12 protein-coding genes and 5 pseudogenes are annotated in these 12558 nt (G+C 56.4%); 2 read left to right on the top strand and 15 right to left on the bottom strand.

All coding sequences use genetic code 11. The features are described 5' to 3' along the window. Positions 1 to 216 precede the first annotated feature (216 nt). The 3 genes and pseudogenes from P0R31_RS40920 to P0R31_RS36880 all read right to left on the bottom strand — a co-directional run. Positions 217 to 627: an AbiEi antitoxin N-terminal domain-containing protein gene (locus P0R31_RS40920; RefSeq protein WP_338122785.1), complete on the bottom strand. Its 411-nt coding sequence runs from the start codon at positions 625 to 627 to the stop codon at positions 217 to 219. Between the two features lie 648 nt (positions 628 to 1275). Beyond that, positions 1276 to 1374: pseudogene (locus tag P0R31_RS36875) on the bottom strand (conjugal transfer protein TrbF); the annotation flags it as partial. Then, positions 1337 to 1491: pseudogene (locus P0R31_RS36880) on the bottom strand (ATPase, T2SS/T4P/T4SS family); the annotation flags it as partial. The pseudogenes P0R31_RS36875 and P0R31_RS36880, both read right to left, overlap by 38 nt. 152 nt (positions 1492 to 1643) lie before the next feature. On the opposite strand from P0R31_RS36880, the gene P0R31_RS36885 reads away from it, so the two are divergent. Further along, complete coding sequence (locus P0R31_RS36885; protein WP_275519864.1) at positions 1644 to 1913, top strand: hypothetical protein; 270 nt, start codon at positions 1644 to 1646, stop codon at positions 1911 to 1913. Positions 1914 to 1952: 39 nt separating this feature from the next. On the opposite strand, the pseudogene P0R31_RS36890 reads toward P0R31_RS36885, so the two are convergent. From P0R31_RS36890 to P0R31_RS36915, 6 genes and pseudogenes are all read right to left on the bottom strand, one after another. Further along, positions 1953 to 2223, bottom strand: a pseudogene (locus P0R31_RS36890) (HU family DNA-binding protein). A gap of 87 nt (positions 2224 to 2310) precedes the next feature. Then, a pseudogene (locus tag P0R31_RS36895) lies at positions 2311 to 2513 on the bottom strand (IS110 family transposase); the annotation flags it as partial. A 431-nt stretch (positions 2514 to 2944) separates the two neighbouring features. Then, positions 2945 to 3187 carry a hypothetical protein gene (locus tag P0R31_RS36900; RefSeq protein ID WP_157288107.1) on the bottom strand — a complete coding sequence of 81 codons (243 nt, stop codon included), beginning with the start codon at positions 3185 to 3187 and terminating at the stop codon, positions 2945 to 2947. A 59-nt stretch (positions 3188 to 3246) separates the two neighbouring features. Next, entirely contained in the window at positions 3247 to 3633 is a 387-nt protein-coding gene (locus P0R31_RS36905; protein WP_157288105.1) for a hypothetical protein, read from the bottom strand. Positions 3634 to 3861: 228 nt separating this feature from the next. After that, positions 3862 to 4800: pseudogene (locus P0R31_RS41185) on the bottom strand (IS110 family transposase); the annotation flags it as partial. A 174-nt stretch (positions 4801 to 4974) separates the two neighbouring features. Beyond that, on the bottom strand, positions 4975 to 5256 hold the full coding sequence (locus P0R31_RS36915) for a hypothetical protein (RefSeq protein ID WP_275519866.1): 282 nt from the start codon (positions 5254 to 5256) through the stop codon (positions 4975 to 4977). Positions 5257 to 5322: 66 nt separating this feature from the next. Between P0R31_RS36915 and P0R31_RS36920 the strand changes: the two genes are divergently transcribed. Next, a complete protein-coding gene (locus P0R31_RS36920; protein WP_157287204.1) occupies positions 5323 to 5472 on the top strand; it encodes a hypothetical protein in 150 nt (49 codons plus the stop codon). Positions 5473 to 5601: 129 nt separating this feature from the next. On the opposite strand, the gene P0R31_RS36925 is transcribed toward P0R31_RS36920, so the two are convergent. The 6 genes from P0R31_RS36925 to P0R31_RS36950 form a co-directional block, all read right to left on the bottom strand. Beyond that, positions 5602 to 6453: a hypothetical protein gene (locus tag P0R31_RS36925; protein WP_275519868.1), complete on the bottom strand. Its 852-nt coding sequence runs from the start codon at positions 6451 to 6453 to the stop codon at positions 5602 to 5604. Then, entirely contained in the window at positions 6410 to 6643 is a 234-nt protein-coding gene (locus P0R31_RS36930) for a transposase (RefSeq protein WP_275519870.1), read from the bottom strand. The genes P0R31_RS36925 and P0R31_RS36930 overlap by 44 nt, the downstream gene beginning before the upstream one ends. Positions 6644 to 6728: 85 nt before the next feature. After that, positions 6729 to 7958 carry a tetratricopeptide repeat protein gene (locus P0R31_RS36935; protein WP_275519872.1) on the bottom strand — a complete coding sequence of 410 codons (1230 nt, stop codon included), beginning with the start codon at positions 7956 to 7958 and terminating at the stop codon, positions 6729 to 6731. Positions 7959 to 8215: 257 nt separating this feature from the next. Next, a complete protein-coding gene (locus P0R31_RS36940; RefSeq protein WP_275519874.1) occupies positions 8216 to 10222 on the bottom strand; it encodes a C1 family peptidase in 2007 nt (668 codons plus the stop codon). A gap of 52 nt (positions 10223 to 10274) precedes the next feature. Then, the gene (locus P0R31_RS36945) at positions 10275 to 10718 is read right to left on the bottom strand and encodes a hypothetical protein (protein ID WP_275519876.1); all 444 of its coding nucleotides are present in this window, start codon (positions 10716 to 10718) and stop codon (positions 10275 to 10277) included. A gap of 18 nt (positions 10719 to 10736) precedes the next feature. Continuing rightward, positions 10737 to 11699, bottom strand: coding sequence for a hypothetical protein (locus P0R31_RS36950; protein WP_275519878.1), 963 nt, complete (start codon positions 11697 to 11699; stop codon positions 10737 to 10739). Positions 11700 to 12558: the final 859 nt, after the last annotated feature.

The following is a 12558-nucleotide window of genomic DNA, read 5'->3' on the forward strand; positions in this document are numbered from 1 at the left end:
CCAGAAAACAGACAGCCAGAACGCCTCGCGCCCCGGGCGACATCAAATCGGAATGGTGGGCGAGATCATCTCGGAATCCTGGGCGAGATCAAATCGGAATACCCGGGCGAGATCTTCGGAATCAGCAGGTGGGCAATGATCGCCCAACGAGGGGGATAGCTCTTGAAATCTTTGTCTTCGTTTTCCCGTCGAAGCATCGCCGATAGCTCGGCGCGCCTACCCCTGCAATTCGAGTGCAGAGCGTCCACTGACGACGAGCGGCGAATAGTTGAGAATGGTCTGAAGCGATATGACGACCTGCCACCAGCTCAAAGTTCCGCGCGGCCGGCGAAATACGCTGCCGGCGGGTTGTTCGAGCCAACCGGATTTCACGTAGAGATGTTGGAGTTGGGTCGAGTAAAGCTCTCGGAGAGCGCAGGCTTGTTGACGCGCTTGATGACCAGGCAGGACGGCTTCAATCCTCATCAGATTGCGATCAGCACCAAGCGATCGGTGGTGCCGGCGATCTCGGCGAGCAGTGATAGGGGCGAGGACGTCGGCAAGCCAGGCCTTTGGACCAGCTGATCGCACTTCGGCAGCAGAACGCCGCCTCGCTGAACTTCGACCCATTTCAGCGATGAATGACATCGAGCATCGCGGAGGCCGTTTTTCCGCCCTCGCGATGAGGACGCTGAAGAGCAACAGATGTATGTGGCGGGATTCCTCGATGAAGAGGACGAGGCGTGGGGTGCGCTGATCCCACTGGAGGCGGAGATGGTTGAGCAAGCCGTTATGAGGCACCAGACATTCGGCTGCAAACTGTGGGAGCGGCGGTCGGCGACTCGCGAACAATTCGTTCTCTCATTCATGGCTCTGGCGGATAAACTATTCTTGCGCGCAACGTGATCGAAGCGGACGACTTTTGTCATCTTCCTGCGGTCATGGTTATGCCCACCTGCCCATAAGCGCGACTCGCGCAATCTCGTCAGCGACTGCGCTCGTGGCGCGCACCAACCGTTCATGCGCAGGCGATGAAACGGAGGGCGAGAGCGCTGAGTGGGCGGAGAATCTGCTTCCAGCGCCCGACGACGCTCGATGAGTGGCTCGGTGCGCTCGGCCGGACAGAGCTGATATCGAGGAGGACGTGGCGATTTCGACCGCACCGAGAGCCCGGCGAATGAGTTCGATGGTGACAGACCGCGGAAACGGCAGGAGCGTCGGATATCGACCGCGACGCTGGACGCCGATGGATGAAAGACAGCGCCGAAGACGACGGACGCATTCTTCTTCCGCAACGTCTTCAGCCATTCGCGAAGCTGCAGCGGGCGCCACGGCTTGTGCTTCGCCGAGCTTGTCGACCTGCACCACCCAGGGAACCACGGTGCCATGCGTGGAGAATGCGATCGGGGCGCAAACGCAGCGAAGACCGGACCAGATCCGGACAGCGACGCCGTCCTTGGTGCGCAGCGCGACCAGATTGGGCGCCCTGCACTGCAGCTCGCGCGTGTCCTCGTGATGCTCCACAAATCTCAATAAAGGAGGCAATCTGGCGTCGGCACCGGGGCTGGACTACATTGCGTCTTATTGAGTTATTTCCCGGAGAGCCGCGGATCTGATCTGCGGCTGCATTTTATTTCGTGACTGTCTTTGAGAAGAATGTCGCGATGGCCATCCAGGATTTAAGTGACGCGAGCGTCCTTAAGCTCTACGAAAATATTCGGCTGCGAGTTGCGGCCGATCTGCGCCTAGGCAGCAGACATCGTCTGTTGGGCGAGACTGCAAAACGAGAAGCGCTGTGCCTTGAGGAAGAACTGAAGGGGCCGTCGAGTTCCGTATACCCCCATCAGTTGGGGCTGACGCTCGATCAATATGAAGCCGGCGCGAGCCGCCAGACGCGTGATCAATGGCGCTTGCGTTTGCGAAAGCAATATTAACGTTGCTTATTCACCACACCGGCAGCCCTGCCACCTGGACTACCCGGACGCTCTCAGACTGTCCTGGACGGCAAAGTTGCTGTCTTTCGGTCCGGATTCACTGTTTAGTCGTTTGTGCATTTCCTTGCTCGCCTTGAAGAGCGGAAAGCGCTTCTCGTCGACTTGCACGAGCGCGCCCGTTCGCGGAATTTCTGCTGATGCGCGCCGGCCGTTGCTTGGCAGAAAACACTCCGAATCCTCGAAGCTCAACCCGATCATAAAGGCGCGGATTTCGACCGGCGATACGCTCAACGAGTTCGGACCTTATCATTGGCAATGGCGTCCACGGAATTTGCGGGTGATCATTCCTCGACAACTTCGTCGAAACAGCGCAGGATGCGATCCATGGCCACTTGCCTTTGCGGGCCGTGGCGGTCACGGCCTTCTCCTTGCCGATGCGCCCAGAGATCCGTCCATAAAACCCGCCGAGCGCGGGTGTCTGTACGACCGATGGTCACGGTGGCACGCGTGGAGAAGCGCCGCCCCCCGGCCGCCGGATCGGCGCGTTCGGGACGAGAGCATTCGGCCGCCGGAGACCTTGTTGATCGGCGCCAGTCGCAGCGTTGTTAAAGGAAACTTGGCCGGCTTCGCCGATGAGGAGTTGGGTAAGATGACGCTGGCCCACGCTCGTTTTTGGCATTCTCATCAGCGAGGTCCCACTTGTTGTTGCCGTTCTGACCATCAATGCCTTCGGATGAGACAGGAAGGACGATCTGCTCATGTTTGGCTCTGGCAGGATCGAAGCCCAGTGGCTCGATAGCTCGAGCACGTCGGCGAGCCTCGCCATGTATCCTTCTCCTCAATCAACAATGTCGATTGGGTGTGGTAAAAATGAGCCGCACAGAGGTCCCGCAAGGCCCTCAGTCCGGCCAGTTACGCGGGGATCGAACCCGCGCGAGTGATGCATCGTCGCGTCGAGGCAGAAATCTGCCTACAATTGAATACCGTCCGAGTTCAACGTAAGAACGTCTTTCTACAAAAGAAATTGGCGGTCAGTTGAGAAATGTCACGCCCAAGCGTCGCTCGTCACGCCAGATGACGGAACAATAAAAATCACGTCCAACGCTCGGAATGCGCAGACCGAAAGCGGCTGGCATAAAAGGCGCATCCAAGGTCTGAACGATTGCGGAGGAAGCCGAGAGATGGCGCACCTTACAGCGCATCGGAGAACCATCAATAACGATCTCAGCTATGCGAATACCCCTGTTTCGGCGCTCTTTCGTCACGTCTCTCATCTCTCCCGCTCTAGGGCGCGGGAGATGTGATTGGCGATTTCGGTCTCAATTTGGCTGGATCATGATTTCATTGTCAGGCCGCGAGCTTTTTCTCCATCGCCAACCAACGCTTCAAAGTGAAAATCCTGCGCTCCGACGGCCTTGCGCTCGCTGGACTTGCCGTCGCCCACCCGTTCGCCGCCGCAATCTGGCGCGTGGTCAGGCCGTCCAGGCTCCCCTCCAGTACCGCCAAGTGCTCCCCTGCGCAGCAGCAACGCGAGTCGCGTCCATGTCGGCGATCGTTGTGTCAATCGGCCCTTTGATTGCGGATTGATGCCAATTCTCTTTTTGAAGCCATTCGGCAAGACGATAGCGCTCGCCCCGTTGGAGCGGGTTGGGTTGCGGAGACGGGGCGAGCGCGACTGGTAGATCGATAGCCAGCTCCTAGTCGTGGACCGATTAGCCATTACCTACTCTCCTCAGCTGCGCGCCGCTGGGGTCATGGTCCTTTCCGAAGGTCGCAAGCGCCTCATGATGATGTCCGGATCGGGTGCCTCATCGTTTGCAATGGCGTGCGGGCGAGCCGCCACCAGCCGATTGACCGAGGTCACCACGACCACCGTCCCAGCGGGACATCGCCGGGCCCGGCGAACCGGGTCAGGAACTTGCAAAATAATGTCAGGCCGGCGCGTGGCTTGCGCAATGGCGACCTTTGCCTTTTTCATATCGACCCGCTTCGCGGTTCCCCAGGCCTTGAGGGAACACCATTTCTTGGTCCGATAGAGAAGGACGGTCACTGCCTAAAACAGGGTAGATTTGGAGAAGTCAATCGCCCCATCGAGATATCTTGCCACTAGTGTCAGTTTCGCCAGATTGGTTGCGCAGAGGTGTGAGGCCGAGATAGGGACTGACTGTCGAGGCCGATCGCAGGGGCGGGTGATCGATCGTATGGCGGAAGGTGACGGCAGTCACCAGGCCAACACCAAGAACCGTCATTAGGCGAGGCGTCGTCTCGTCAGACTTCCCAAATCGGCGGACCTCCTCGTCGAATTTGATCTGCTGATGGCAGATATGCTCATGAATTGACAGGAGTGGCTCGATCATGTTGAGGAGTCGATGATCTTCGCCCGATACCTCCCCGAGCTGGTTAAGAACTGTTGGCCAATCGCGCGAGGGAATAGCAACCCACATTTCTTCATCAGACTGGGGGTCCTGGTTCTCGATATCCGGCGCATGGACACAAGGCGGAATTGCGCGACAAGTATCGCTCGAACATTATGGCTCTCCTCGCTCTGGATTTTGACTTCTCGATACCACCCAACCCGCACCCAGTTCGGCAAGGCCCCGAGCATCATTCCGATCGCTCTTGTTCATGCGACCGACAGTGCTGCGTGTGCATGCCTTGCTCGATGCAAACGATGGGGACTTCAACCCTACGAAGCTCGTGCCAAAGCCAGCTTGCCATCGCGCCCGTCTCGAAGCCAGTACCATCCGCCAATGGCGCAGGTTGGGAAGCAGCTTGGACAGATCGCCGGGATCAGACTTGGCCTTTCCTTCAAATATCACTCGACCAGTCTCGTTGACACGCAAACAGAAGTCTCTCTTTGCGAGACATCCAGGTCGTATTGCCTCATGACAGCTCCTCCGAATCTTGGTTACGAGAGCTCGACAAGAACGGAGCTTTCGTGGCCCCGAGTGCTGACGCAATAACGTCATCGTTTGCAAATTTGACCCCGTAGTGCCTCACCTGAGGATGCTACTTTCGCTTAGCAGACGTAGCTCGGACTGTCGGGCGAGCCGAGGTTGCGTCATGGCTCCGCCATATTCGGGTGAAGGAGGGGCGGCGGCTCCGCTGCGTTCGCCAGGAGGTCGACCAACTCGACCTTGCGTGCTTCCAGGGCGCCTATTTTGTCCTTCAGCTTTGTTCCCGGTACGCCGTCAAGGATAGCTTGAACCGCTTTATCCAGCTCGCGGTCAGTACGCTCGAGTTCACGCCTTTGCTCCTCGATATCGGCCCCGCGCTCGATCCTCAGCCGATTCACCTCCGGGGTAAACTCTTGGCAGAATTCCTTGAACAGCTCGGGTTCCATGAGATGCGTGCATAGAGCCTGCAAGGTGAAGACGGGAGAGCCGAAGCGGCGGAGGTTTTGCGCGGGTTGGTCGACCAGGTAACACTCGTCCCCGATGGCGAAGAGCTCGCGATCGTGTTGCGGGGCGACCTGGCTGGGATCCTGCGCTTTGCGGCAGGCAAGAAAAACCCCGACTTCCTTCCGGAGGCCGGGGCTCTGGATGGCTTGAACCTATGACCTTCAGGTTATGAGCCTGACAATCAGATTGATGACTTAAAAATAACAGCTTGATTTTTCAGACTAATTAGCACTTTCCTTATCGCGACAGCAACAGTGCACTAAATAATACCCTAGAAAAAAGAGGGTTTAGGGCTGAAATCGGCCAAAGTGCCCTAGATCAAGGGCGCGATTACGTGAGCGCATTCTATGGCGGGCCACCAATAACTCACTAGCTTTGCAACTCACAAGCATTGCAAGGGCAAGGACGGCGCTAGGCGAACAGGAAATCGCTGGCGTGGATGGAAGTGTTGTTGGCGAGGATGATGAACTCGTCATGCCCGTCGAGGCCGGAATGAATTCTGAGACCTGCGTGAAGGTTGCGCCTTCGCCGCTGGTTCCGAAGCCTTTGAAGATCAGCATGTCTCCTGACGATGCTCCATTGCCGATGAAGTCGGCAATCGTGTCACCATCGGCCTGACCGCTGCGGAAGATGAATGTGTCATTGCCGCCGTTACCAGACATCGTCGCGATGCCCGAGCCGATAAAGGTATCGGTGCCGGCCGTGCCTTCAACAATATTATCAGCGCTGATGCCGAAGACCTGAACCTTGATGCTGGCGCCGCTGCTGTCGCCCAGCGTACTGCTGCCGGGGACGAAGCCATATTGATCACCATCCTGCCAGCTGATGGCGAAGCCGCCATCCGCCAGTGCCGTGATGGAAGGGTTGACCTGATGGCCGTTCGTATTCGTGTTGACCAGAAATTCGCCGCCGATTTTCTCGCCGGCCGCATTGAACGCCTGCGCGAGGATGGCCGTACCGCTGGCATCGCCAGACAATCCATCGGGGTCGGTCCAGGTTACAGCGAAGCCACCATTAGCAAGCGCGATGGTGGGGTTGAGGAAATACTGGCTGTAACCTGTCGGGACCGAGACCTCGATCTTATCGCCGAAAACGTCAAAGAAGACGGAAACTGGAAAACCGTCGATTCCGAGCTCCAAACGATCGCTGCCAAGTCAGCAGCAAGGAGCGCGAGATGCCGTATCGACGCGCCGTCGATGAGACAGATCGTGGGCTCTGCAGGCGCTTCAGAACGATCTTGAGCTTCTCATCGTCGGTCCATCGACGACGCCGGCCAGTCTCAACAACCTCGAACCGCTCGACCTGAGCACTGCACTTAGTGCTGTCCATAAGGGCTGTTACACAGCACTCGTCTTAACCTGACAAGGCGGCCGTCACCGGAGGGAGACGACGATTATCATCGATCGTCATGCCATCAGCCACCGAACTGCCAGCGCTGAAGGAGGAGCTCATACTTGATGAGACGTACGTGATCAAACTTGAACGGGTCGGACGCTCGGCGTCTTTCATACCGCACGGCGGAGCGAAGGTACTCTAGCGCCAGGGCGTTTTGCCCAAGCCGCTTGAAAAGTACCGCAGCTGCGTAGAACGGATAAGGATCAATCTCTGCCGTTTTGAGCTCAGCTAGTGAAAGCAGCACAGCTTTCTCTGCTTCTGCGACGATGGCGTCGCTAGTATCGGAAGAGAGCGCAGCAGCCTCCGCAAATCCCGCCCCATTGTACACCGCATCGCTACCTTGAGGCCGGTCAACATAAAGCTGCCGGTACCGATCTCTAGCTGTTGCAATACGCTTCTGGTCCCCTAGACTTTCTCCCGCCTCAAGTAGGACGGCTGCAAGATCCTCTTGAGCAGGTATGAAGTCAGGAAGATCAGTAACCAGCTTTTCATAAACGGCGATCGCCTCCGGATACTTACGCCACTCCCAGTACAAGCGGGAGCGCGCAAGAAGCGCACTCCTGTAACGAGGCTCAGTCTTGTCGGCCTCACCTGTGACGTTCAGCATTCGAGTGATGTAATCACGCGTCTTGGCAAAGTAGGTGTCCGCGATGTCCGCTCTACCTGCGTCATTGAAGGACACGCCGAGACGCCGCGTGATGTTCTGCAGCCCATTAAGGACATCGTAGTTGTTAGACGAGAGCCTTTCGGCCCTTTCGTAGACGGCCATTGCTTGTTCGTACCGATTGGTTTGACGCAGAGCCCGGCCGTATTGGACCAGCGCGTCCAGATCATCTGGCTGGATTTCAAAGTAGACGCTGTACGATTTGACAGCAGGCTCCCAGTTTTGCTCCTCGTAGGCAAGGCTGCCTCGCTCACGAAAAACCTGCCGAATTTCGAAAGGCAAGCTCTTCGGTGAAAGCGAGAGGATTCGGCCAAGCAACCGATCTGCACCTTGAAAATCGTTATTCTTCCGCGCAACTACAGCTCGTTGGTAGAGGTCGGACGCCTCGCGAAAGTAGTCTTGCTCGGGGCTCAAGCCTTGCCGAAAGATAAAAAAACCGGCTGCGACGATCTCAAGAAGCAACACGGTAAACAAGCGTCCTTGGTACGTTGGCGCGATCTTGAGGACACCGACAAGCCCGAGCAACGTCGCTATTGTCGTTGCAACGAACGCGACGACGATAGACCAACCGACTACCTCAAACATGCTTACACGTCCCCCTCAATGCCCTTCGCGAAGACCGCCCGTCAATTACCTGTCAGGTCGAATGCGGTCAAAAATGCCGCGGCCAATGGAGGTCGTCGAATTGTCGACTGAAAGAGTGATAACGGAATTGGCCAAGGCTCGGCGGCTTACTCCACGCCACGGGATGCTGGTCGACAACAGCACAGCGCGTTCTGGACCGGCCTCGTCCGCCCAACACATCATGCTACAATGCCAACTACTGGGGCTACGCTGACTCTTCAGTAGCCTGTCAGTTCGTCGGCCGTCGGCGGAAACGCAATAGTACCGCCGGCGATGCCCCGCAAGATTGAGGTCATAGTAGCGACGTCGTTGTCAAAGCCCCCGTGTGTGCGGGATTCACTGCTCCCTCCTGATTGAGAGAACGCAATCGAAAGTTTGCCGGACTTAGGCAACAAGTCCAGGTATTTCTGCATGCCGGCCAGGGGCGCCTGCGGTGATTCTTCGTATGCCCTCGATACGAGATATAGCAAGGAATGGCTATACGATGGCACGAGCGGCACGTTGGAAGAAACCGTGTCATCGAGCTCCAGCTCATCCGTAAGATTGTATAAGTAAACCTTGTCCTTGAGCTTGGTCGCCGCCTTGCCGCTAAGATAGGGACCGTAATGCTCCTTGAAGAAGTCTGTGGTGCACGCCGGAGCCATGAGGTGAATACTTCCGACTTGCAGGTTGCTGATCTTGAAGCGTGAAAACGCCGTGAGCAGATGGCCGATCACGATTGCCCCCGCGCTGTGACCAACAAAATGTAGTTTTGGGCGTCTAGCAGATTGATCAAGACCGCGCAGAAGTGGAGATAGCCCTTTGATTGCGCCGCCGTACTCTTCGGTGGTGTCGAATGCAACCCGTGCATCTTGCTTCATGTTGCGCCAAGCGTACGTCCCGAGTTCCTTTCCCATGCCAGCCTCGAAAAGCCAGTCGAAAGCACCACTTCCCATTCTTCCGGCCGTAGGAGAGTCAGACATCCTGCCGAAGATCTCATCGATGAGTCCTGAGCCCCACATCACGTGAAAATTGTAGAGCTTGTTTCGGCTAAAGATCCCGTGCCGCTTCCATGTGGCAATGCGCTTGGCCTCGTCAGCTAAGGAAGTTAGCCCGCCGTGCACGTAGATCACAAGGTTGTCGTACCCGTTGCCACCGTTCGACTTGGGATCAGTCAGGCGTGATACAGTTTCCTTTAGTTCTACCGTTGTGGGCGATCCATACTTTCCGTCAGTCACCAACCGCCCATCATCCACGTTAATAAAATGGCCGACGATGTCTGCTCTATGCGGATCGTTGAATGTAAAAATCTTGGCTGTGGTCGAAAGGCTGGCTCGTGGGGTCGCACCAAAAGCGTTAGGTGCCCGGACGCCGAGTTGCAGCACCCAGGCATCCATGACTGTAGCCGCCCAATCCTCGTAAGCCCAATGTGCAATGCCGGAGATACCCCAAGCGGCGCCCCAAGAGTTCAGCACCCAGAAGCCGCTTTCATTGTAACCCACAATCGCGAAAGCATGTCCTCCAACGTTCTTACCACGAGGGGCGATCTTACCATCTTGGGGCGTGTCCCAGTTGCTATGAATTTGCGCAGACGCGTAGATCACGCCCGCTTCATTGATTGCCGAATGATAATCACTGATGTCGGGCTGCAGGCGGAAATATGCTCCGAGACGCGTCTCCCGTGCCTCCTTCGCCATTTCATATGTTAGAGCCCAGTCCTTGATACCTGGTGTGTCCGGAGCAGTCGCTTCACTGCAAACACCATTCCGATGGAAGCCTTTGATAGCTCCGCGAATGCTGGAGCCCTCGTAGGCGCTGCCCGTCCATTCATCGTTCCTTTTTGCCATCTCGTACAGCATACGCGGACTGACCCGCTTGGGGCTGTCCGGGCCCAATTCCCGAAATTGGAGGACGTCGATAACGTGAGCGAGAGAAAAGCCTGTGCAGCTTGAATCCGATCCTTGATCCCGCACGCCGAATGATATCCGCGGAAAAATCGCCGGATGAAGCGCACGTAGGCTTGGTTGGTAAACTCTATCGCGAATATCAGGCATATCCGGGAGAACATCCAGCTTGCGCTTCCCTAACGCGCTGACGCGCCCCGAAATATCCCGATTTCCGATCTGGATCCTGCTCAAACCTGCGGGCGTCGAGCCTCGTGCGTCGGCGGGAACGGCGTCTGCACTTTGGTTCGCAGTCTTACGCTCCACGGAAACCTTCGGTTTTGCTTTCTTCTTCGTTGGCATGGGACGCTCTTACCGTCTTCCAAGAATGGTGTTCGCTATCCGAAAAATCTCATCAGCCAGCGCGGCCGAAATCGCACTTGAAGCGATTTCGCCCCCCCGACGCGGCTGCGGCTTCCACCATCTCTGTTGATTGCTGCGGCGGCGTTGCTACGATGATGTGCCTGCCAATTGGATTGTCATGCACACCCTCCTTCCTCAGAAATACCTTCACAAAGTTGACTGTCGCGGCGCCGATGTTGACGAGCTGTTCCTCCGGATGCTCTCGAGATCCAAGCTCTCTCTTTGCGGCCCTGATAAATTTAGCCAGAAGCCCCCGCTCTGCTAGGAGTTGGAAGGCGCTAGCAACATCTTGGATTGTCATGATCACTGAGGCGTCGGCCTCCAAAAGTTGTGCCGGCGGCTTCGGCGTCCTCGAACGAACCTTCTTAGCCATCCCGGCTTTTGCTTTTGAAACCACTTTCGCCTTCATGTTCCGAGCGGGCGCTTTCTTCGCCATGGCGGCACCTCTATTTGACTAAAACGTCACGTTGATAGTTGGCCTGAACAATTGAAGTGTGAGCACTTGGTTGACCGCCTCGACCGCAGCGGCTTCCGAGGAAGTCTTCGGTCGTGCGCTAACGAGCGGGGTATAGAAGACCTGATTGCGGACCTCCGACAACAGTCTCGCTCCAGGCCCTGCAACGGCCAACGCCATCGTCAGCTTGTGCCGATCCGTGCGCTTTACCCCCCCAGTAAATGAGACGTCCGCAACTCCTAGGCCGCTTCTAACCGGTGCAAAAGTGAGCTTAGGGGTCGTAGAAGCGGAAAGGATTGTCTCGAATTCTAGTTGATCGGACAACGTAGGAGGCCCGCCGCCAAGATTCTGAAACAGCGAGAGGTTGATGAAGTCTTGGACAAGCTTCTTCGAACCGATCTTGCCGGCTATGGGATACAGGTAGTTCTTTTCCACGAGACGACCATCGCAATAGTCATCAGGTAGCTTGATAAGGCTCGAGAATGTGTCGGTACTCGCGAAAGTGCGGAGATTACCTCGTTGCCGCGCTATCGCAGCGCTCAGGCCCGCGTCCAGCCTCGGAAACGGTGGCGGCGGCCAAACCAGATTACCGCCAGCCGATACGTCGTTGTTCTCGATCATCTGGAGCTGAAAACTATAGGCGACGCCGGTGTCAAAGAAAAGCTGCACAATGTGCCGGACGCGCCCTCTAAACAGCTCTGGACGAAACTGTTGGATGGGACGCCCTCTTAAGAATTGAAGCCCGACTTGATGAGAAGCGAGATCGACACGCCCCTCATGCAGATTGCCTTCGGAGGTCAGCCACCCCAGTGCCGAATCGATGATAGCCTGTCGAGTTTCGCACCGATTCTGTTGAACAATCACATCCGTGGGGACGCCCGAAAAATCCTCGGGCAACGGATGGATCGCACAACCAGCGAAACACAATGCAATCGCGATGACGCCAACCCGCAAATTTAACATCGGAAAGCTCTACTAGGAGCAAAGCGAACAATAATGTCAATAAACTCTAAGCGAGTATGTAACCCTGAATTGCAAGAGTCTGCTACTATTTTGCAACAGTTGCCCTAAAAGTTTGATGAGGTGGCGGCGTAGCGGATCTCATTCGCCGGCGAGGCCCCACCCCGGATTCGGCCAATTCGCAGGCTTCTTGGCCAGGAACACGGTGTCCGGCCCCGCGCTTAGCCCCGACCAAGCTCTCATCGCAGTGGTTCCACCGATTGGGCAAAACCCGAAACTGCCCAGTTTCGGCGGGAAGAAGGATCAGAGTTTGTTTCTTGCATAGCAATAATAGAATTGCCGCCAGGCGTGAATCGGGGATGATAGAATTGTCGGTTGGGTCGATTAGGAATGAGGTGAATTGTCGGCTGATACGTTGAGAATGCCACTTTCGCAGTTCTCCGCGGAGCAGAACCCAAAGACGACGCGATCACCGCGCGGCGATAAAGCAATATACTTGATAGCTTGGTGATGCTGAGTGTTGAAAATGGATGGCGCGCTAAAAGCCTCCATTGTGCTAATTGCCATAGAGCGCCAGAGCGGCAACAGCCGCAAAGATTAGTAGCTTTACCCATCTTAACTTATGATTGTTCACTTTACTCTCCCAACATCGGCATCGATCGTCTTCCGCTGAGCAGGTTGGTCGGGCAAGTTCAGAAATAGCATCGGGCCTCTTGAGTTGTTCTACAGTCTAGCTGTTTGATCACGGTGCGGTTGGCAAGGGCAAAAGGGATTCCGGAAATCGTTTCTCTGTGCGCAAGAAAATCTATGTGCTTACGCCGGACACGGCAGCATGGGCTGTCACTTCACCGGGCGCAAACTG

This window comes from Bradyrhizobium yuanmingense, from assembly GCF_029167105.1.
Classification (GTDB): Bacteria; Pseudomonadota; Alphaproteobacteria; order Rhizobiales; family Xanthobacteraceae; genus Bradyrhizobium; species Bradyrhizobium yuanmingense_A.